24 protein-coding genes are annotated in these 20,665 nt (G+C 48.3%); 11 read left to right on the forward strand and 13 right to left on the reverse strand.

Going from position 1 to position 20,665, the window contains the following annotated elements:
* Positions 1-91: 91 nt before the first annotated feature.
* From NDA01_RS03535 to NDA01_RS03550, 4 genes are all read left to right on the forward strand, one after another.
* A complete protein-coding gene (locus NDA01_RS03535) occupies positions 92-2,449 on the forward strand; it encodes a CHASE2 domain-containing protein (RefSeq protein WP_348226877.1) in 2,358 nt (785 codons plus the stop codon).
* 86 nt (positions 2,450-2,535) lie between these two features.
* Positions 2,536-3,666 carry a magnesium chelatase ATPase subunit I gene (bchI, locus tag NDA01_RS03540; protein ID WP_190433441.1) on the forward strand — a complete coding sequence of 377 codons (1,131 nt, stop codon included), beginning with the start codon at positions 2,536-2,538 and terminating at the stop codon, positions 3,664-3,666.
* Between the two features lie 22 nt (positions 3,667-3,688).
* Positions 3,689-4,168 carry a crossover junction endodeoxyribonuclease RuvC gene (gene ruvC / locus NDA01_RS03545; RefSeq protein WP_190563092.1) on the forward strand — a complete coding sequence of 160 codons (480 nt, stop codon included), beginning with the start codon at positions 3,689-3,691 and terminating at the stop codon, positions 4,166-4,168.
* Positions 4,169-4,312: 144 nt separating this feature from the next.
* Positions 4,313-4,576: a hypothetical protein gene (locus tag NDA01_RS03550; protein ID WP_190433439.1), complete on the forward strand. Its 264-nt coding sequence runs from the start codon at positions 4,313-4,315 to the stop codon at positions 4,574-4,576.
* A 423-nt stretch (positions 4,577-4,999) separates the two neighbouring features.
* On the opposite strand, the gene NDA01_RS03555 is transcribed toward NDA01_RS03550, so the two are convergent.
* From NDA01_RS03555 to NDA01_RS03575, 5 genes are all read right to left on the reverse strand, one after another.
* Positions 5,000-5,575: a hypothetical protein gene (locus tag NDA01_RS03555; RefSeq protein WP_348226878.1), complete on the reverse strand. Its 576-nt coding sequence runs from the start codon at positions 5,573-5,575 to the stop codon at positions 5,000-5,002.
* A gap of 524 nt (positions 5,576-6,099) precedes the next feature.
* Entirely contained in the window at positions 6,100-7,164 is a 1,065-nt protein-coding gene (locus tag NDA01_RS03560) for a hypothetical protein (protein ID WP_348226879.1), read from the reverse strand.
* A 3-nt stretch (positions 7,165-7,167) separates the two neighbouring features.
* Positions 7,168-8,703, reverse strand: a complete 1,536-nt coding sequence (locus NDA01_RS03565; RefSeq protein ID WP_348226880.1) for a hypothetical protein — start codon at positions 8,701-8,703, stop codon at positions 7,168-7,170.
* A gap of 1 nt (position 8,704) precedes the next feature.
* A complete protein-coding gene (locus tag NDA01_RS03570; protein ID WP_348226881.1) occupies positions 8,705-10,534 on the reverse strand; it encodes a hypothetical protein in 1,830 nt (609 codons plus the stop codon).
* Between the two features lie 165 nt (positions 10,535-10,699).
* Positions 10,700-11,515 (reverse strand): hypothetical protein, encoded by an 816-nt coding sequence (locus tag NDA01_RS03575; protein ID WP_348226882.1) that lies wholly within the window; start codon positions 11,513-11,515, stop codon positions 10,700-10,702.
* A 377-nt stretch (positions 11,516-11,892) separates the two neighbouring features.
* Between NDA01_RS03575 and NDA01_RS03580 the strand changes: the two genes are divergently transcribed.
* From NDA01_RS03580 to NDA01_RS03600, 5 genes are read left to right on the forward strand one after another with little or no spacing between them, the layout of a single operon-like run.
* Entirely contained in the window at positions 11,893-12,213 is a 321-nt protein-coding gene (locus NDA01_RS03580; protein ID WP_348226884.1) for a hypothetical protein, read from the forward strand.
* A gap of 43 nt (positions 12,214-12,256) precedes the next feature.
* A complete protein-coding gene (locus NDA01_RS03585; protein ID WP_348226885.1) occupies positions 12,257-12,862 on the forward strand; it encodes a hypothetical protein in 606 nt (201 codons plus the stop codon).
* Positions 12,846-13,106: a hypothetical protein gene (locus NDA01_RS03590; protein WP_348226886.1), complete on the forward strand. Its 261-nt coding sequence runs from the start codon at positions 12,846-12,848 to the stop codon at positions 13,104-13,106. The genes NDA01_RS03585 and NDA01_RS03590 overlap by 17 nt, the downstream gene beginning before the upstream one ends.
* The gene (locus NDA01_RS03595) at positions 13,107-13,445 is read left to right on the forward strand and encodes a hypothetical protein (protein WP_348226887.1); all 339 of its coding nucleotides are present in this window, start codon (positions 13,107-13,109) and stop codon (positions 13,443-13,445) included.
* A gap of 4 nt (positions 13,446-13,449) precedes the next feature.
* On the forward strand, positions 13,450-13,806 hold the full coding sequence (locus NDA01_RS03600) for a hypothetical protein (protein ID WP_190551851.1): 357 nt from the start codon (positions 13,450-13,452) through the stop codon (positions 13,804-13,806).
* Positions 13,807-13,941: 135 nt separating this feature from the next.
* Here NDA01_RS03600 and NDA01_RS03605 read toward each other — a convergent pair whose 3' ends face one another.
* Positions 13,942-14,208 (reverse strand): hypothetical protein, encoded by a 267-nt coding sequence (locus NDA01_RS03605; protein WP_348226888.1) that lies wholly within the window; start codon positions 14,206-14,208, stop codon positions 13,942-13,944.
* A 72-nt stretch (positions 14,209-14,280) separates the two neighbouring features.
* Between NDA01_RS03605 and NDA01_RS03610 the strand changes: the two genes are divergently transcribed.
* Complete coding sequence (locus tag NDA01_RS03610) at positions 14,281-14,550, forward strand: hypothetical protein (protein ID WP_348226889.1); 270 nt, start codon at positions 14,281-14,283, stop codon at positions 14,548-14,550.
* On the opposite strand, the gene NDA01_RS03615 is transcribed toward NDA01_RS03610, so the two are convergent.
* The 3 genes from NDA01_RS03615 to NDA01_RS03625 all read right to left on the reverse strand — a co-directional run bounded on the left by NDA01_RS03615 (position 14,516) and on the right by NDA01_RS03625 (position 16,983).
* Positions 14,516-15,046 carry a hypothetical protein gene (locus NDA01_RS03615; RefSeq protein ID WP_348226890.1) on the reverse strand — a complete coding sequence of 177 codons (531 nt, stop codon included), beginning with the start codon at positions 15,044-15,046 and terminating at the stop codon, positions 14,516-14,518. The genes NDA01_RS03610 and NDA01_RS03615 overlap by 35 nt on opposite strands.
* 143 nt (positions 15,047-15,189) lie before the next feature.
* Positions 15,190-15,678, reverse strand: a complete 489-nt coding sequence (locus NDA01_RS03620; RefSeq protein ID WP_348226891.1) for a hypothetical protein — start codon at positions 15,676-15,678, stop codon at positions 15,190-15,192.
* A gap of 351 nt (positions 15,679-16,029) precedes the next feature.
* Positions 16,030-16,983, reverse strand: a complete 954-nt coding sequence (locus NDA01_RS03625; RefSeq protein WP_348226892.1) for an abortive infection family protein — start codon at positions 16,981-16,983, stop codon at positions 16,030-16,032.
* 176 nt (positions 16,984-17,159) lie between these two features.
* Between NDA01_RS03625 and NDA01_RS03630 the strand changes: the two genes are divergently transcribed.
* Entirely contained in the window at positions 17,160-17,642 is a 483-nt protein-coding gene (locus NDA01_RS03630; protein WP_348226893.1) for a MerR family transcriptional regulator, read from the forward strand.
* A 98-nt stretch (positions 17,643-17,740) separates the two neighbouring features.
* Here NDA01_RS03630 and NDA01_RS03635 read toward each other — a convergent pair whose 3' ends face one another.
* The 4 genes from NDA01_RS03635 to NDA01_RS03650 form a co-directional block, all read right to left on the reverse strand.
* Positions 17,741-18,520 carry a hypothetical protein gene (locus tag NDA01_RS03635; protein ID WP_348226894.1) on the reverse strand — a complete coding sequence of 260 codons (780 nt, stop codon included), beginning with the start codon at positions 18,518-18,520 and terminating at the stop codon, positions 17,741-17,743.
* 120 nt (positions 18,521-18,640) lie between these two features.
* Positions 18,641-20,077 carry a P-loop NTPase family protein gene (locus tag NDA01_RS03640; protein WP_348226895.1) on the reverse strand — a complete coding sequence of 479 codons (1,437 nt, stop codon included), beginning with the start codon at positions 20,075-20,077 and terminating at the stop codon, positions 18,641-18,643.
* Positions 20,038-20,457: a hypothetical protein gene (locus tag NDA01_RS03645; protein WP_348226896.1), complete on the reverse strand. Its 420-nt coding sequence runs from the start codon at positions 20,455-20,457 to the stop codon at positions 20,038-20,040. Before NDA01_RS03645 ends, NDA01_RS03640 begins: the two co-directional genes overlap by 40 nt.
* Positions 20,447-20,629: a hypothetical protein gene (locus tag NDA01_RS03650; RefSeq protein ID WP_190550084.1), complete on the reverse strand. Its 183-nt coding sequence runs from the start codon at positions 20,627-20,629 to the stop codon at positions 20,447-20,449. The genes NDA01_RS03645 and NDA01_RS03650 overlap by 11 nt, the downstream gene beginning before the upstream one ends.
* Positions 20,630-20,665 lie beyond the last annotated feature (36 nt).

A 20,665-nucleotide genomic window follows, 5' to 3' on the forward strand; every position in this document is an offset into this window, starting at 1 on the left:
CGATTGCTTAGCTAGGCTGGGTTAGTCATGTAGAGCTGTTAGAGTTTGGTAAAAGTCTGCTTGTTAATGCTCTAGCCAATGGCTGACCTCTGTGATCTCTAAACTGGCGCATCAAATCCGTTTTACACGGCCTAATTTAGAACGCTGGCGCAAGCTGATACCGATGGTGACTCAACCCGCTCTAGTGACGAGCGTGATTGTCACAGGTTTGGTGCTGGGGGTGCGGCAAGTGGGAGGATGGCAACTGCTGGAGTTAGCGGCTTACGATCGCTTGGTGCAACTGCAACCTGATTTGGGACCTGACCCTCGCTTACTTGTAGTTGCCATTACCGAATCAGATATTCAAGCTCAAAATAGGTGGCCAATCTCGGATCAGGCGATCGCTCAAGCGTTAGCTGAACTCCAGCGTTACCAGCCCGCGGCCATTGGCTTAGATATCCTGCGGGAAATTCCCCAGCCACCGGGGCGCACATCCTTGCTACAACAACTACAAGCACCAAATGTAGTCACAATCTCGACCTTGGGGGACACAGCCAACAACAAGACTAAGGCTCCGTCGGGTGTGCCAAGTGAGCGGGTGGGATTTAACGATATTGTCTTCGACTCTGACAACGTGATTCGGCGCAATTTTCTCTTCGGAGAAACTGATAACGCTGAATTTGCTTCTTTGTCGTTGCGGCTGGCATCAAAGTATTTGGCCCCCCGAGGAATTACCCCGCAACAGCCCTGGAAAAGTTACCAGGCAGTTCGCTGGGGTGAGGCTGTGTTTACGCCGTTACAACCAAATTCCGGTGGTTACATCAACGGTGATGCTGGCGGGTACCAAGTCTTATTGAGCTATCACTCGAACCAGCGAGTGGCTCGTCAAGTGACATTGACGCAGGTATTGCAGCGTCAAGTGAATCCAGCCTGGATCAAAGACAAAATTATCTTGATCGGAACCACAGCCCCTAGTATCAAAGATTTGTTTCCTACTCCCTACAGCGCGATTGAGCAGGGCAACCCAGAAATGCCAGGAGTGCTGATTCATGCTCACATGGTCAGTCAGTTTATCAGTGCTGCGTTGGGCCAGCGATCGCTAGTTTGGTTTTGGCCTGAGTGGGCTGAAGGGTTGTGGATTTGGGGTTGGTCGGCAGTAGGGGCTTTGTTAGCTTGGCGAGTTCGGCATCCGGTCTATCTCGGCTTGATGGGAGTTGCTGCTGTTGGGGGCTTATATCTGGTTTGCTATGGCTGGTTTACCCAGTCTGCTTGGATTCCCTTTGTACCGCCTGCGATCGCCCTACTTACTACAGCGGGTAGCTTGGTTTCTTACTTTGCTTATCAGGCGTATCAAGAGCGTAAAACGATCGCTGAACAAGTTGAAGACCAAGAAAAAACGATTGCCCTGTTGCAAACCTTGTTAAGTGGGGATCCAACCATTGCTTTAACTAGCGCTCCGACCAGTGCTGCAAGTGGTGACACCACCTTAATCCCGACCCAGAGTACCAAGCGGAGTGTCACCACCCAGGTGCCCACTAGTAGCACCAAGTCTAATGATGCAACTGAGGCCATTAATACCCGCACTTATTCAGATCAGCATGTCGCTAATGATGTTGAAGACCCAATCAGCGATCGCCCTCGCTTCCTGTTGAGTCGGCGCTACAAAATTGATCGCGTCCTGGCATCCGGGGGGTTTAGCTTGACCTATTTAGCTCAAGATACTCAGCGGCCCGGTAATCCGCTGTGTGTGGTGAAGCATTTAGTGCCAGCTCGGAGTGATGCGCGTTTTTTGCAAACTGCCAGACGCTTGTTTAAAACTGAAGCTGAAATTTTGGAAAAGCTAGGGAAACATGATCAAATTCCGCAGCTGTTAGCTTCATTTGAGGAAAACGCTGAGTTTTACTTAGTAGAGGAATTTATAGCGGGGCACCCTCTCAGCGAGGAGTTACCTGCCGGCAAGCGGTTGTCAGAAGCTCAAGTTGTAGAGTTACTCAGGCCCATCTTAGAAGTCTTAGCATTTCTGCACGAACGTCATGTGATTCATCGGGACCTCAAGCCCAGCAACATCATGCGTCGTCAATTCGATCAACAACTAGTGTTAATTGATTTTGGAGCTGTGAAACAAATGCAGCCCCAAGACTATAGTGCTTCCCGCCAGAGCGCCCAAGAAGAAGGATTTACTGTTGCGATCGGTACTCGTGGTTATGCTCCCCCAGAGCAGCTAGCTGGATACCCTGGTCTCAGCAGCGATGTTTATGCGTTGGGAATGATCGCCATTCAAGCCCTAACGGGGTTCTTTCCTTACCAACTGTCACCGAATCCTGAAACGGGCACTGTGATTTGGCGAGAGTTTACTGAAGTTAGCGATCAATTCGCGGCGGTTTTGGATCGCATGGTCTGCTACTACTTCAACGAGCGATACCAATCTGCTGGTGAGGTTTTGCGGGATCTTAAAGCGCTAGAAACTTGATACGAGTGCTGGGAGTGCATTTAGCTCTAGGCTGTATGGCAAAATGAGAGACAGTCATCAAATATTCTTAAGATCTAGGTAATCCTGTGAGTCTGACTGCCCAAGCTAGCCCAAATTCAAAATCAGCTACTCGCCGCCTGGTGTTTCCCTTCACAGCCATTGTGGGTCAGGAGGAAATGAAACTGGCCCTGCTGCTGAACGTAATTGACCCTAAGATTGGCGGTGTCATGATCATGGGCGATCGCGGCACAGGTAAATCCACCACCATTCGTGCCTTGGCTGACCTGCTACCCGAAATTGAAGTAGTAGCAGACGACCCCTTCAACAGCCACCCCACCGATCCGGAGCTGATGAGCGATGCCGTCAAACAACTGGTAGAGCAGCAAGGTGGTGTTAAAGTTGCCCAGAAAAAAGTCATCATGGTTGACTTGCCGCTTGGTGCGACTGAAGACCGAGTTTGTGGCACGATCGACATCGAAAAAGCATTGTCAGAAGGGGTAAAAGCATTTGAACCTGGCCTGTTAGCCAAGGCAAACCGAGGCATCCTGTATGTGGATGAAGTCAACCTACTGGATGACCACTTGGTAGACGTGCTCCTCGACTCTGCGGCCTCTGGTTGGAACACAGTTGAGCGGGAAGGTATTTCGATTCGGCACCCAGCTCGTTTCGTCTTGGTTGGTTCCGGAAACCCAGAAGAAGGCGAACTCCGTCCCCAACTGCTCGACCGCTTCGGGATGCACGCGGAGATTCGCACTGTCAAAGAGCCATCTCTACGGGTGCAAATCGTCGAGCAACGCACTGAGTTTGACCAAAACCCTCAAGCTTTCCTAGAGCAGTATCAGGCGCAGCAGGATGAGCTGCAAGAGCGTTTAGTGGGAGCGCAAGAACGCCTCAAATCTGTCAGCATGGACTACGATCTGCGCGTGAATATCTCTCAGGTTTGCTCTGAGTTAGATGTAGATGGGCTCCGGGGCGATATTGTGACCAATCGGGCTGCCAAAGCGATCGCAGCTCTGGAAGGTCGCACCGAAGTCACTGTTGATGACATTCGCCGAGTTGTCACCCTTTGTCTGCGTCACCGCCTCCGCAAAGACCCTCTAGAATCCATTGATTCTGGCTACAAAGTGGAAAAAGTGTTTAATCGCGTATTCGGCTTAGAAGAAGCAGAAACTGAGGCGGTGGCTGCGACTAACGGCACTGGAGCCAGAGCTCGCTAAACTAGAGGCTCGCTAAACGACAATGGAAAAACGTGTCCTAGGCTTAGACCCCGGATTGGCGATCCTAGGCTTTGGCATTATTTTGGGTAGGGACGAGGGTAACCACGCTCCTACCCTGCTTGATTTTGGGGTGATCCAAACTCCAGCTCATACAGAAATGGGCGATCGCCTCTGCACCATTTATGACGACCTGCATACGCTGCTAGACGAATGGCAACCCGATCTAGTGGCGATCGAAAAGCTGTTTTTCTACCGCATGGGCAACACGATCGCCGTTGCTCAAGCCCGTGGCGTGTTGATGTTAGTCCTAGCGCAGCACAAAGTACCTTTCGTGGAATTTACTCCAGCTCAGATCAAGCAGGCTTTAACGGGATACGGTGGAGCCGACAAGCAAGAGGTACAGCAAGCCGTGGCACGGGAACTTAACTTAGATGCCATCCCTAGACCCGATGATGCGGCAGACGGTCTAGCAGTGGCCTTAACGGCTTGGTTTCAGCGTTGATGGCTAGTCTCCACTGATTCACAGCTGAGTGAGGCTCTGTGACCCTTCCAGAGGTAGATGTAAGCAGTTATAGAAGCGCCGTAAGGTTATGGGCGATAAAACAATGCAAATTCAAACTAATTTATTCCCTGTTGTTAAACGATCATGCAGGAAAAGCTTTTAATATCTCCTAAGCAAAAAGAAGAGTTATTCCATACCGAACTAGTCAAGCATGGAGTTCCTTTTTACAAAGCCGCAAAAGTAGCCAATATTTTAGTTTCTGCCCCCTCAGACGAGACTTTGACGGAGGAAGAGATTCAGCTAGCCAAAGATGCTTGCAGAGAGTGGCTAAAGCAGCGTAAACGTCTTGATTTGGTGCTGCGGACTGTAGAAACTGTTAACCTAAACAGGAATAAGCGCAGCAGCTGAACAGCATCAAGGTCTAAAGCGATCGCCAGCTTATTGCTAGAAGCGATCGCTTTAGTACAAAGAAAAATTTGCCTTAATTTGAACTTTTCTAGAATGGCTCAGGCGGGATTTGAACCTGCGACCTTGGGCTTATGAGTCCCCAGAAGTAAAACTCAAATCTCTCTATCTATATAAGGTTTAGCGATTCACTCTACAATCTTGCCTAAACTTTGCCTAGATATAAGCAGAGATCCCTCTCATTTTCAAGAAGGAACCCTACTACCCCAAGGCAGGAATTTTTAGCTTGTGAGCTAGTGATGGTAGGGATTTCAAGTATTCTCAATAGCTGAGATATCAACAGTATCTCAATTGTGCGCGTAAAAGCGATCGCACTGATTAAGTAGAGAGGAGGGCGTTCAAACTAGCTACATTTTTGTTGAGCTTCTAGGCAGGCCCTTCCTCTCGTATAGCGCGAACTTCCTTCTCCCATGCCTCAGCAGTATAAGTAGGTAACATAAAGTAATACCAGTGCTTCTCTCGTGAATAAGTTTTGTTAGTAAACTCTGCTCCCCAAATAGAACCCACTGAAGAAGGTTGAAGCATAGATTTCAACTCAACATCCAGCTGATAAGTTCGCTCTTTGATTCCAGAAAGAGCAGCATCACCAGCAAACTCGATAAGCTGCTCTAAATATTCCTTAAATCCTAAATCGTATAGATAATCATCGCGTCCTCGGTAAGTGCCTGAAATTACCTTTTTGACGAATACTTCCCACCGCTCGATTAAATAGTCGAACGTTCCACGAATCGTTTCTTCGCTCCAGCCTGCCTGCCTACAGTACTCTCTGAGAGGATCTTCTAGCTTTTCATTTAGTGAAATGATTCGCACCCCTGCTTCAATCATTTTGCTTTGTACGGCAAGCCCATAACGCCAGTTGATAGCTGGGGACTCAATAGGGTTTTGAGAATTAAAAATGATAAAACTTTTTTCACCCTCAGCCCAAGATTTTATCTCCAGCAAACACCATGCTGGGGAACTGCCATCCCAGAGATATTGGTGATCTTCAAGACACGGCATTTCAAGCGCTTGTGATAGGTGAACTTCTGACAGCTAATGATTGCGGTCAGCGGATGTAAGCAACACTAAACTAAGTAACAAAGATTTTCTTGATTCAGGTTCAATCTACCTGTACTACAACAGGCTGGACTAATTTTGGCCTTAAAAATTCAAAAACATCCATACTACAAGCGTAATCCTGGATGTTTTTGGAGCCTGGAACCCGCATTCCTTCGTTGATGTATTGCGTAGCGCGCAATTAAGAGCGCTCTAGTTGCTCTCTCCTGTAGGAGTCTTCTGAATCAAGCCAGCACTCAACTTCTTTAAGCCGCTTGTCTAGCTCTTTAATTTGTTTTTTGAGCTGTTGGTTCTCTCTTGCTAAATAGAATATTTGTCTTGACTGGAGTGAGGGCAACCAAGGTTTAGAAGCAGGTTGTGGCATTGTGTGAACCTTTGATGAGTAGTTGCGTCACGAGCAATTAAGTCAATTAGGAGAAAGGATGCTCTAGACCGCTGCCATTATTCCAGAGCTTAGTTTCCTCTTCATCGGTTAACACTCTTTTCCACACTCCAGCGAACTTATATAAAGTACCAGCCGAAACTTTGTGATCTCTAGTGCCTCCAAAAGAGCCTAAAGTTAGATCGCAATCTGTCACTCTGCAAGATGCAGTGATTTGAGAAGTGACAGGAGTACCATTGTCCACTCTAAGCGATATAGAGTTTGGGGTGATTTTTGCAACTATCAAATGATAATTATCTAGAGTCCCAACAGATGCAGCAATAGTTGTACCAGCCGAGTTATCGCTTTTAGCAATATTTAATTGAACTGTTGTCCCGTAAAAATCAATTAAATAATCTGTCTTAGTACCGTTAGACTCCCACTTCGAGAAGAGAGCACAATAGCCAGATGGCGCGATTTTTGCCATGAAAGCGATCGTCAATTCAGTACTAGCTTGAAGCCCTACAGCGTTAGGAGTATAGAGAAAGCTCGAACCGTTAAAGCTAGCTTCACCATTGGCGAAAGTAACACCACTATTTATTAAGTTTGAGTTGTTCGCTTCGTCCTTCAGATCGCCTAGCTTCCAGAATGCCGATAAGCCTGTAAGTAAAGATGAAGGCGTTGGTGTTGGTGTTGGCGTTGGCGTTGGTTCAGTTCCTCCCCCGCCAGTGCCAGCAGTTGATCCAGCTCCTACAAGCCAGCCTCTTGCATCGTCTTTATAAACGATCTCAAGTTTGGCGCGATCGCTCGTCACAGCCAACGGTGCAACAGCGCCGTTAACCTTTGCGCCGTTGGGGTTGATGGTTAGCGGGTTAGTCCCATCAATCAAGACTTCTACTTCATCGCCATACCTCGCGCCTGGTGGCAACTTCAGTTCAAAGCCAGCAGCGGTAACATCTGCAATTACGCGATCGCGATTCTGAGCGGTGTAATCGTTGCTTCGTAGTTGCCAATTTTGGGGCATATCGTCTTCTCCATCTATAACGGTTAACACTTCTTCGGCTCCAGGTGAGCCAATTGTGATCGTGATTCTGAGCGGATTTCTAAGCGGCATAGTTTAGATTTGGTTGAAACTTGGGAGGCCCTCTGGTGGTTCCTTGGTGTAGAGGTCAAACTTGATCAACTTCTCATCAAAGACCTGGCCTTGCATGTTGGTTCGCCCTTCCTGATCACTTGACTTGGCTCGAATGAGCAGGCTGGCAAAAGACGGATATACCTTTGTGGCTGGTTTTTTGTTGCGAGGATTAACCAACACTTCATTAGAGCCAGTAAGCTTAAGAACTTTGGCTGTAGAGAGTTTCAGCAATTGCTCCAGTTTTTTCTGTGCCGCTTGCTTAGTCGCGCCATGAATTTGCATTTGCCTCCCATTGTCCAACTTTGCGACTAATAAGTAAGACCCCCACATATAGGGCGAAGCAGCAGCTTTAATGTCTTTCCAGGTGACTCCTGGTTTAGTGTCTGGGATTGAGCAAGTAACAACTTTGCAACGCTTACCCCCTGGCATGTAGTAAGGAGGTGATTCCTTAGCTCGAAAGACGATCTCTATCTTGCGATTTAGGAATTTTGCCCTGATCGAATCATCTACGGGACTGCCTACCCATTGGCCTACGTCCCGGTTGTGTAACAGACGATGCTGGCTTAGAGTGCTGATGATTTGAGGTCTGATTAACTTCTCCTCAGCTACCAGCAAAATTTTTTCTTCCTTGTTGTTCTTGTCTGGTGTCAGCTCAACTATCCGGGTTTGTCCTAGGGCTTCGCTGTTGGCTTGTTTCGATTGAGCGTAGGCGTTGTCAATCTCAGCAGCCACGATGAAACCAGCTTCAGTGAATCCCTCCCAGCTCTCCTCTAGAAAGTTTTCGACAAAGGCGCGAGTCGTTTCAGATTGGATGCTTTCAACAAATTCATCCATTTCCGAGTTGAAACTGATGATCGGCTCACCTTCATTGCCCCAAGTGTTCTTGATGAAGTTAGCGCCTGACTTGCCATACAGCCTCTCTAGGATTGGCTTAGGGACTCGCTTTAGTAAGCGCCTGTAATTGATATAGCCCCACGTCACAGCTCTGTTAGCCATAATCCCAGCGGTGGCTCTGAGTGCTCCACCAATACCAGCGGTGATTTCTTCTAGCGCCTCAGTTCCAGCAGCGGTCGCAACAGTGCGAGCTAGTGCAGCTCCACCAATAACGGGACACAAGAAACTCACCCCATAGCCCACACCCACACCCACCAACCACCCAGTAGCGTTTCCTAGTGCAGTTCCCCAGATTGCCGCTAGTTGGACGTTTTGCCCCTTCATTTGCTGCCTAAGTTCAGCGTCGGATGCGTTCCAGTCGAACTGTTTAAGCTGTTCGACTCGTGCCAATAACCAGCCAAAGATCCCAGTAGCACTAACGGCAATATTGCGGATTAGGTTGATCGCGCCACTGATAAAACCGCCAAGGCTGCGACCGAAATCAAAGATTCGACCCAAAAAGGTTTTATCCTTGGTCACTGGCACAAAGCGCTTAGACAAATCCAATAGGCGAGGTTTACCCCCTGTGGTTTGTTTTCTAATTGCTCGGCTCGTGAGTTGTTCAGCCTTAATCAGCAGCGGCATGTTAGGTTTGCTCGTCTAGTAGATTGCCCAAGCCCTCATTGCTGGTCATGGACAGATCCTTGATTTCAGGAGTAGGAACATTGCCTGTATTGATTCGATGGTTTGGGTTCTCAACCGACCTTAAGAACTGCTTCCATAAATCATCCTGATCGCCTTCATCACTTTTCAGCAGGTTATCCAGATCCCCCTTGAGGTTGCCGAGTTGGTCTTTATTCCTCAGGAATGCAGCCTTGATAATGCCAGCACTAAACACGATTCTTTGCAGAAATCCAACCACAGTTTCAGGGTCATCCTCCTGCCAACCTTGCACATATTTCTCTGATTCTTGAAGGACTGTTTCTAGGCTTTCTAAGCCTTCAGGGTTGAAAGCGTAATTGACTTTTCTACGTTTCGGGTTTGCCTTGTATCCCAAAAAAGTTGCGTTAGCTCGTGCATAGTCCTGAGTTACGATTGCAGCGTTTTTTGTTGCGATAATTTCCGCTGCAAGTCGCATCATAAAATTAGTGTGAATATCACTATCAACTGTATTTTTAAGCGCTAGTCCGTAGAGTTCAGCGATTGCTTCCGCTAGGTTGGGAACTTTTACTTTTTTGCTCTGTTTCCCTGGTTTAGTTGGGTCGATGTCCTCAACATTAATTTCAATGGGAAACTCACCTGCTAGCGAATCCACCTGTTGCACAAACCAGCCTAAAAACTGGGTTAGGCTCTCTATTTGCTGTTGTTCACTTCCCCTATCGGTTAGCAAAGATTTAGGGACTGATGCGGGGTAGTCATCAGTCCCCAGCCTTTTAGCAATTAGCCGCAATAACCTATCCTGCTCAGCACAATTCATACAGCAAGGCTCTCTCGGTGGATTGTTTAACGGAGGGGGAAGGATTGGCCCAGGCGGGGGGGGAGGGGGTGGATCTGGTAGGTTAACTGCTGGGATTCTGGTACAAAACTCACTGTATAACCAGGGATAAGTATCTTTTAGCCCTAGTACTAATTCCTCTTCATCTGAAACTCGAAACAACTTCACATTAAAAAGAGAATGAACAGCGGGAGGGCCAACCCGAAAGCCTGTGTTTGTTTGCCATTCAATGTAATTTGCCCTTAAAGGGTTGGTTGAAAAAACCTGCTCTATTGGTCGGCCTAACCCGTAAGTTCTGGCAGCTTTTAATGTCAGTTCTCCGTTACCTGGATCTAAAGCTGGATTTTGGGCGAATCCAACTTCAACGATGGGAGCAAAGGCCAGAACAGAATATAAGCCTGAGTAGGTTTCTTCTGGAAAATTGAACGTTGCCCCCTGAGAAACAAAAGTTCTAGCAGGGTAGTAGACCTCATAAGAAAATTCGACTAGGTAGAGCTGGCCTATACATTGCTTCTCTACAGGAAACGTCCAACGCGATGCCCTTACTCCATCTGGTGATTCATACTCTCTTTGTCTTGGAGGTGGAGCGGGTGGGGGGGGTGGAGGTTCCGGTCTGCACTCTGGCGAGTCCTTTCTGTAGCAGATTGTGTAAGGCGGAAGTGAAATAAAAGCCAGCGTCGGGCTAAACGTAACGCAGATCTCACAGTCGTTGGCATGAACCTGTGGCACTACGTTAATAAAGTCGTCAATATTCACCCCCGATCCACCACAAGATGGTGAGTCGGGCCAGCGGTCGCAGTCTCTAGGGTCTACGGGTTCCAGTGGGGATTGATAGAATCCAGTGTCTCCGATTGGCTCTAACCACGGTTGCAACGGCTCCTCTAAAACGTCGGGCATCTGATAGCCCCCTGGCTTTTGCTGTCGTGGCTCTTGCTCTCTAGGAGGTTGTCTCCTAGCAGTTCTAGGACTCCGCTTAGGCATCAGCTAAATTAGGCTTGCTAGGCTGAAAAATTAGGTGATTGTGGACTCTTGGGCGCTTGGCTCTTTCCTCCAAGAGTCGTGCTTGAACTGGGCCACAGTGGAAAGGTAGGCGAAACACTGGAGCAGGTTGAGGCTTCGGGTTTAAATAAGTGGCGTAATTAAACATCAAACAGCCTCCAATCCGACCAAATTACAATTGCCTGTAGCAACGGCGGAAATCGCGCCTTTGTAGGGGTTGAACTTGTTGATTTCGTAAGTCCCTCCTGCTTTTAACAACGCGATGCCTTTGCCCTGCTGAGCGATGCCGTTATAGCTCAAGTAGACATTTTGAGTCTCGCTGTCATTTACAAAGCTTGCCTGTAACCGATTCGGGTTTGCTGGCAAGATTATCTGGGAGTTGGTGCCCAGCTCCCAGGAAAAATCGCTTGTGTAACTGATGTCACGTTCATCGGTCGGAAGTGCGGTTGCTTCCTCTTGGACTGATCCAAAAATAGTTACGCTATCGGTGTTATTGAGCAGACCGTAGCCAGCATCAGAAATTCTTGCAGCTAATCGGGTATCGTTTCCTACTTCCAGACTGCTGCTGTCTGTCAGGTATTGCAGCAAATTGACGTGATAGTAGGGCAAACGGTTTAACAAGCTCAAACTGGCTATTCTTTGCCAACTAATCTGGCTGTTCTTGATGAAGAGATCTATTTGTTTCCTAGGTTCCTTCCATTCCATATCCCGAACTGCCAACATTCTCGCGGTTTGGTCGTCGGTTAGTTGAATATTGGGAATCTGAGACTCAGGAATAGACTTAATATTGACGCTCATTCTCAGGCTTGTAATAAAGCCGTAATAGCGAATCGTTGCGGTACGGTCCCACGGTGTGACACTACCTGGAGCGTACAACTGAACCATACTGGTACCGCTAGCACTGGAGAAAGCTTTAATCACTGAAACATTGCGGCTGTAAGCTTGCTGAATCAATGCAGCCATCTAGGGGATTACTCCTGAGCGTAGAATTTCGTTTCGTTCCCGGTGAAGCTGGGCTGCTACCTCTGGTATGGGCATGTTCAGCTCTTTACTCAAGCGTTGTAGTAAATCCCCTCTAGGGCTGTAGGCGTACAGGTTGCCCCAGCTTTTTTTCTGTCGGACTAGTGCCCGTTTGCTTTTAGTCCCAAGCCTGTAATAAAAAACTAATTCCATGCTTTACAAAAAGTTACATGAGGCTTTTAGGAGTTCAGTACTTAGACCGGACCTCAGAGGTTTGGTCTATTCCTGATGAGTCTTATCGATAGTCTACCCGTTCTTGCGATGCGATAGCAGCCTAGCTATGGTGGGGAAGTCTATTTGTAGATGAATTAGGACACTATATGTTTGATATTGCTGCTCTCGATGCTGCCTTGCCTGCTGCCGCTGTTGTGGATGCACCAGCACCCGGAACAATTCGGATTGCGGCTCCTGCTGATAACGTTGCTGAGTTTATTCAGGTTGTTTTAGAAGCAGCGGCCACAGCTCAAGAAACCTACAACGCTGCTCCTGCAAACGCAAACGCTCAGCTTGATGCTTTTGCGCTTCCTGCTCCTGGCGTTCCAACTCGGCAAGAAGATGGAAGTTATTTGGTCACGTACACTTACACGGTTTCAGTTGATGCCCCTGTGAATCTGGGCGCTAGTACCGCTTCTAGAGTCTAAGGTTTAGTGCTTTTAATACAACCGCACTAAGCGAGGACACACCATGAGTAGATATGCAAAAAAACGGATGGCGCACGTTCTACCCTTTATAGGTAGTACACACCGCTACGGGTTTAAGACGAACGTAGAAGACAAAATTGGGACCGAAGCTGGGCACAAGGTGATCAGTACTGCTGTGCCAAACGGGATGGTGATCGGCGCTAATGCTCCCAAACCAGCTAGAGGCACTAAAACTAGAATTACTTCTGGCAAGATTGAGACTTTCTCAACCTTCGTAGATGCCACCAAATTAAACAGTTTGCCTGCTGGCTGGTCTGTTAGTCGGCCTAAGGTTCGTCGGGGTCGGCAAACTCCCAAAACGGTGATCGCCTACGTGACCATCCGAGGGGTAAATTATGCCTGGAACCTACCCAAGAGTACGCAATCGAAAATTAGAACTTTCCTTGCAGCTCTAGGAATCAAGATTGCGACCACCAACGATAAAGATTTAGTCTTTGGGGCTTCTTATCCCAAACCACCTAAGGCAGGTATCATTCTCCCTTCTGGACAGGGGGGAATTGATACGATTTCGACCTTTGTCGATCCTTCGGTGATGGATCGGCTTCCTGATGGCTGGAAACCTCTAAAGGACGATGGCAACGACATCTAATTTAATTCTTCCAGGTGATCCAGAGTTTGAAGAAACTCTGGGTCGCAGCCTCCCCCCAGACTGGCAAGCCTTGGCCTATGAGCATCCTGAATATGCAATTATCGCCAAGGCTGGACAGGGGGGAGTTCTGACCGCTGTCCCCTGGTCTGAGGCGGAAGAATATCTAGAAGGGGGTGAGTATGAGGAGCGGTTGCTCGAATCTGAGGATGAAGACTTGCTAGAAGAGTTTTATTTTGAGGGTTGAATGTGGCGATCGCTCGGTACTCTCAAACCTCAAATGGATTGGAGAACGTTCAATGCCCCCACGTTTTCCGATACTTTCAGGATTACTTATACTGGCCTGACTCCAGAGCTAAGCTCTACAGCTCTGATTCGCCAATACTTTGCTAATGATGAAGTTAGCCCTGCTACAAGGCTTTATCCCAAACGGGAAAAATTGATTTTAGAGTTGCCCATTCCAGAGCCGCTGAAAAACTCAGGCATGGTGGTGCGATATATCGGGGTGAAACGTTTAATTCGTAGGCGCTACGGGTTCATCTGGCCCGATAGCGACTGGAGTCTAACCCTAGAAGAGTTGATATAAGGCCATGAAATTTGATTTGGGTTTGGCTGGTTTTCTCTTCTCAGTTTTCACAGCTTCTGTGGGTTGGTTACTGGGTTGGTTAACAAATCGGAAACAAAATCAAGCTTTAGCCAAACAGAAAGCACAAATTGAGCGCGAGCAAACGGCTGAAGCAGTCAAAAAGGAATATGCCGCTGAGCGGGATTTTGCTCATCTGCGACGCAACCAAGAACAAATGATTCAGAACATTGGTGTTCTGATGAAAGATTTTGATGATCGGGCTGATAAAGAACACAACGAGCTTTGGCAGAAGTTTGAAGCGTTGCACAGAGAATTGCTGGAAATCAAAGCAATGCTTAGGGGACAACGGCATCCAGAATGAGCTTCAGCAGCGACCAAATTGATCGGCCCCAGGTCGAGCGCTTCAAAATTTCGCTCAGACCTTCATTGAAGTTTCCTGCCAGCAAAACAGACTTATTGGCATTGGCAGAAGCGCTAGAAGAATTGGCCGCTGAGGTTAGGCAGGATGCTTCAAACTTGCCTTCTTAGCTTGCCAGTACATCAACCCTAGGATTGGAAGCCCAACTAGAACAAAGGTTAGGGTTTTTCCTGGTGATTTGGCGACAGCGAGCAATGCTGGAGTCAAGTTGAGCAACAAAACTGCTAGGTAACGGTTATTCAGGTTTTTTAGAAAAATCCCTGCAATCAGCAGCTCTAACCAGAAGCTAACGAAGAAAGCCACAGCGCCGATCGCAACTATCAAGCCAATTCCAACAATGTCCATGTAAAGGCAGGGGGTAGGAGGCTGCAATCAGTTTGCCCATGTCAAGGCGATCGTTCCCGTCAAAGAATAAGCATGATTCAAATCACGGTACTTTACCCAGATGTTGATTTCCCTTGCCTCGACACCAAAATTGGTGAGCTGATTCAGCGATTTGGCGGAAGTGAGCTAGGGTCCGGAGCAGGGTTTGGTCAGCGCGACATTGCAGCGATTTTCACGGACCTTTCCCAACCAACTCATAGCTTCATTGCAGCGTGTCTTGATCTGCCTGGGTGTGAGCTTCGCATTGTCAAAGATCAGGGCGATCGCCTTACCAGCGCCTGTCCCGTTCCAGTCTTTGGATAGCGGCCTTCCAATACCACGCTTCAGGATGACCCCCAGGCAAAGCATTCTTTTCATAAAGCACCATGCTATGAGCCGCCCTGCGATCGCCTTGGAGCATCCCAATTAGTTGATTTTTGAGCCCTGGCAGTGAGCCAGCATATCGCTCAAAGGGCGGTGCCTCAACGGTCTCATATCTTCTAGTGCTTGAGCTTGTGCTGACCCCGGAACTTGAGGAGACAGAGGGGGTCGGGTTGGTAATGATGATTTCTATTACTAGGGCTAAACCACCCGCAATGATAATAGCTGCCAAGAGTGAGACCCCATGAGACAGTAGAGCCGCCCCCAGAGAAAGGGCACAAAGCAGCAGAATGCCATGTCTAACCATGCGTTTCCTTGCTAAGCGCCGTGGGGCAGGTTTGATCCATCCCATTTCTCCTACCAAGGCATACAGTATCCAGCAAACTATGGCGGTGAAGGTGAGGGCAATCACGCTCACCAAAATCAAAATCTCAAACATGGGAATGCTGATGGTAGTAGTGCAAGCCTCCCTTAGATTCTTCTAAGGGAGGCTTTATTCATGTTTCCCCTGATAGGGCGATCGCTCCCTCCAAAAAATAAGCCCTCGCTGTGGAGGGCAAGTATCAAAACTAGCTACCATTTCTAAGGATTCGGCTCTGAGTTTAAGTTTCTTCGTAGCTGATTCAACTCTGCCTCTAGTGGATCAATTTGGGCAGTAGGCTGCGTTGTCCGAATAGCAGGCGAAGCAGCGCGCCGTTGTTTGCGGTTGGAGCGACGGCGACGGACTAAGTAATCGTATTGGTATAAGTAAGCAGCCGAAACAAATAAAACCACTGTTGCAAAGGTTGTTTGCGCTTCTGGAAGCGGTGGGCAGACAACCTCATCAGCAAATATGGTGCATTGCATGAAGGGAATTAGAGTGACCAGGCCAGCCGCTATCGATACGACCATCACAATCAAGGCAGTCAACCCTTCTTTTAAGCTAGCGGGGCTAGGTAACCACTGAGGCCAACTAGCAGGCGCTTTCCGCCAAATCAAGTTATGGGTATAGGCAACTAGTAGAAATGGGGCCGAAAAGCCTGCTAATCCTAGAAGTATGAAGGGAACAACATTCCCGGATATGGCAGACATTGCAAGTCCCCAAAAGCCTGTAAATCGTAGGCTAACCATTAGAAAAGCTATCAGCATCATGATTAAAAATGCTCTGGCCCAGGAACTGGGGTAGGGAAACCAAGCAGGCCACCACGATCTTGATTTTTTACTCATAGAAAAAGCTCGGTCTACCGAGCCTATAGGCATGCAGTTTAAATATGCCCAGAGAAAAGCGATCGCTCCCGCCAAAAAATAACCCCACTGATGGTGAGGCAAGTGCTACAAGCTGGGCGAGGTCGATCCCCTATTACTCGTTTATATATAAGGCTAAAACTTTGGCCTGACCGTCCGAAGGTAAATGATATTTTTTTTTAGCCTGTGTTGTTAGGTTTATTTTGAGGTGCCTTGTTTAGCCTCAAATGCCTCTACAAGCAAAACTATATTTGAAGCAGTAAGGTGTAATGCGTATGCGGCTAAATACTCCGGTACGCTTATGGGTTGTGATCCTTGACCATGACCAGAAGTTTTGTTGCGAACAGTAGGAACGCCAGATTCAAGAACAGAGCGCAAGCCTGATAAATGGGTTTGAAGATAGTTTGGAACAAGCCCGTTTTGGAGCACTACTTTAATAAGGTCTTTAGCAGTAGCTGTTTTGTCGTAAGTCCATCCAGACTTATCACAGATTATTTTCATAGTGCTCTCAAAAGCATTTAGGGAATCAACAATTGCATCTTTATATTCCCTCTTTCTGTAGTGCTCATGAGCATTTCGGAATTCTTGCTCAGCTCCTTCAAAGCTCTGCTTAGAGAGCAGACTGAGCGCAGGTACGACAGCTTCTGCATGAATGAAATTTGAATCAACACGGATAATTTGGCCGCCGTGATATTGATACCCTATTCCATGCTCCCGGAAGCGATGATTAAGTTCCCTAATAGCGTATTCAGCTCTCTGCTCTACATTTAGCCTACGTTCCCCTAGTAATTGGGGAATAATGTTCTCTATATAGTGAAATGCAAGTTCAATTAAATCTAAACAATGATCAATAGGAGTCTCCTTGTTGAGCAAAAAAGACTGACATTGCTCAAAAGGATCTTTAAGAGGGGAGCCAAGATGGAATAAACCTAGTTCTCTAGCAACAGAGTCATGAATTTTATGCCACAACTGGCTTACTAAAGACAAACTTACACTGAATCTTTCTGGATGGACGTAAGACCCAATAGCAGTCAACCAGATATGGACTACCTGTCGTCGGAATTCAATCGGCAGGTCAGTGTATTGATAGACTTCTGCTTGACCACTTCTCTCGGCAAGCTTCTTTCGCTTTGAGTATAGATTGATATACATTTTTTGTGTTTGATATTGATTTGATGGCTTGTTTATTGCAACTACTTTTAAAAATGAGCAGAGCAGAATTACCTTGCTAAGCTAACTGTATTAGCTGGTTCAAACAGAGACCTCAGTGCAATCACTTAACTAGTATATTTGTTCGTATACTTTGATTATTTCTTTCCTTTTGATACATGGAAACTGGATTTACACGTCAAGAAGCTCTTAGGCTGACAGGTTTGACTTCCAACCAAATCAGCTATCTAGATCGTATTGGTCTTGTCAAACCTAAGAAGATTGGGCATCCTAAACACCCAACAGTCATTTATACATGGGAGCAACTATTAGAAATTAAAGCTATTACTAGATTGCGGGAAAAAGTCTCTCCAGAAGAAATGCGGCAGGCGATCGATTACTTGCGCTCTGAAGGCTACCAGTCTTCTCTCTTTCAAATGGGCTTACTATCTTTCAACTCAAAGCTTTATTGGGTTAAAGATGAGGGTGAACTGAAAAAAAAAGTTATAGAGCTAACTACCAGAAACCAGGGTCAAATTGTCATGCATACTGTTGACCCAATAGGAGATGTAATCTCTGAAGTATATGAAGAAGCCAAGAAAAACTATGTTTTGGATTTTGATAAGCGTGCTAAGGGGACTCCCCTGGAGACACACGGATAAATGGTCCTAAACTTAAGAACCGCTCCAATAATTGCTCCCTCCAAAAAATAAGCCCCCTGAAACCAGGGGGACGGTGCGGACGATTGAACGTAACGGAATTATGCGACTCTCTCTAGTTGAGATCGTCTGAGGTTCTGTTGAGCAAGAAAGGCAATGTATCCCTTGCAGTTCTTGATATTCCCGTAGCCCGTGAGCTTCAAATCTCGACAGATTTGCCGCATTTTGGTGAAAGTTAATTTCCCCGATTCGACTAGGTTTTCAAGATCCTCTTGGCTCACAATATCCTCGGCCTTTAGGGTTGGCCCCGTGTCTCCTTCGGTCGGAATTGCTTCCGGCTCCTCTGGCTGTGCCTCACCCGTTTGGGTGGGCTCTACACTGGACTCCTCCACCGTTGCAGGTGCAAGAGTTTCCTCTTCTCCTACGTTGCGGTGTGTGGCGTCTTCCGGTTGGGGCTCCTCCGTGGGGTTTGATTCCTCCGGTTGCTCGGCTTCTAGTTCGACTACAGCTTTGGGAAACAAGGCGTAAACCTTGGCTGATTGGATGCGTTCCGGTTGCTGGGCGATCGGTTGGGGTTTCGTGGCCACTACGGGGGGTTGTGGTGCTTCTTCCGGTTGAATGGGCTCTACCGTTTCGGTGACTGGTGGCAGTTCCTGAGCGGCGGGAGCTTCCACACTGGCTTCCCTGAGCTGGAAGGATTGCAGGAGCTGGCGAAAGACGTGATAGCCTGCTAGTCCGAGAATCGCTAACGCCGTTGTCAGCAGTGCTGGTAGGACCAGGGCGCTGAGCAGTAGGGCAGTTACTTTGAGTGCGAGGGCAGTGATGCCGCCGAACGCAGCGAGTAACAGGGTGGATTTGATGAGTCGTGTGTAGTTAGACATCGTGGTTTCTCCTATTGGTTGCAGGTGTTGGTTAACCGTGCCGCCCTGGAGAGAGGGCTTATCTCAGTTTGTCAGTGTCTTAGTGTCTCGCTTCTGAGGCCGTGGGCCTTGATTGAGTGTCTAAGTGTCTGACTCCCTAAGCTCGTCTGGCGATTCGTTGATGATCGCCAAATACTTTTCGCGCGCCTTACCGTAGCGCTTACCTCCGCCCTTGGTGGCTTTCCAAACCTCGAAGATGATTTGGTTCTGGGGCATGCCATCTCGTTGGAGGTGTAAAACTTTTTCGACTGCCCAAGGCTCTGTTTTTGCGGCGAATGGGTCAGCAATGGTGTCAGGGTTCGCAGTGGGTTCGGAACCGTGGAACTCTAGCTCTAGCAACTGGTTCAGCTTGCGAACCGTGTCAGGTTCTACAGGGTTCGCAGGGGTTCCGGAACGGTTCGGAACTTCGCTAGAACCCTCCGGAACCGACGGCAGAACCTTGACGGAACTGAGCTGGACTAGATGCTTGGTGGTGGCAAATGTCAGGGGTAGTGAGCGGATCTCTTTGAGGTTGGCAGGAGGTAACTGCTTTTTGAATTGGGCGTAGTGCCCGTGGGTAGGATGGATGCTCACGTCATCGCCCACTAAGCAGGGGAACCCCTGTTGCTTGAGTCGCTGCAATACGGTGCGATCGCTCAGGTTCTTGGCGTACTTGAGGGCAACTTTGTGCAAGCGGATTAGCAGATAGTTTTCCAGGAAGTCGCCTTTGCCCTCTAGCCCTAGTGCCTTTGTATTACCTGACTGTGAGCAGAACATGCACAACATATTAAATTTGCGCGACTCTGAGCCAAAGCGCAGTAAAAAGCGATCGGCGACATCGAGGGAGTTTTGCTGGCAGTAGGATCGCACCGCAGGCCACTCGTCACAGACCACAACCACTGGATCGAGTCGTTCCTTGCGTCGGCGTTTTGGTCCCCGGTTGTCTAGTTCAGTCAGCAGCAGTTCTAGCTGTTCAGCGATGCCTTCATAGCTGCTGACCACGGGCAAGCCGCCCCAAGTGTCGCCATCATCGTGTGGGTCTAACACTAGAATTTGAGTCTCACCCATCAAGTTGATGATGTATTTAGCAACGCTAGACTTGCCGCTGCCACTGTTCCCTAAGAGGGCAATGCCCACGGCCTCATCTAGGATGCTGTCAAAGTTGTAGATTTCGGGTGCAACTTCTGCTTCTACTGTGGTGACCGTAGCGTTAACTGGGTTCATCAGCTTGTACAAGCGATTTTGGTAGCTCTGGGCTGAGATGTCTGACCAATCTTGCAAGCGGTACTCGGCATCTTTGGCGGCTGAGGAAGCGAGGGCACCCACGACGGTGAAGGCTGTGCCTAGCCCCGCGCCCCCTAGCTTGAGCCAAGGGGAACGGGTAGCCAGCATCATTCCCGCGCAGAACGGTAGAGCCGCGATCGCGCACCAAGTCGCGAGGGTGTTGCGCCGTTTGGTTTCGAGCAGCAGTTGCAGTTCAGTGGGGTGGATGTCTGGCATTAGATATTCAGGGCTAGGAGGACGCCAATCAGCACACATAGGTAGTGGTAGAACATCAGCCCCCGACCGTTGGGGACGTTCTGAGCCACAAATTTGAATAGCCAAGCCGCTGCAACCAGGGCGATCGCCCCCACAACGAGGAAGGGAATCAGATCAGCAGTCCCCCACCAAAGTGGTGAGCTGGTAACGATCACTCCCACCACCACCGATGTGGGGAAGATGCGCGAGCTGATTTGTAGCAGCATGTCCCGTGGTCTGGCAGGGGGAAAGAGCAGGTTTAGCCAGTGCCATTGGCTTTCCATCACGGGATGCTGGCGATTACTCTGGACGGTGACGGTCTTGGCAGTGGGACGAATGATGTCTCCCAGGTCGGAGCCTTGGAGAATGATTTGGCTTTGGTCGTGGGGACTATCGGGCATCCTTGACGGCCTCCCGGTAAACTTGATAGTCCCGTGCGGTCTGTTCTAGTTGCTGTTTTTGGGCTTCGAGCTTGATGTATTTAGGGCTCAGGGCAGTGAGCAGATCGGCTGCTGTAGGTGCGACGATTGCAGCCGCTGCCGCTAAGCAAACGATGAATGCAAGGTCTTTCATGGCTTCTAGTGCAAATTTTTGACATGGGAAAGAGGG

Source organism: Trichocoleus desertorum AS-A10 (assembly GCF_039962155.1).
In the GTDB taxonomy this organism is placed as follows: domain Bacteria; phylum Cyanobacteriota; class Cyanobacteriia; order FACHB-46; family FACHB-46; genus Trichocoleus.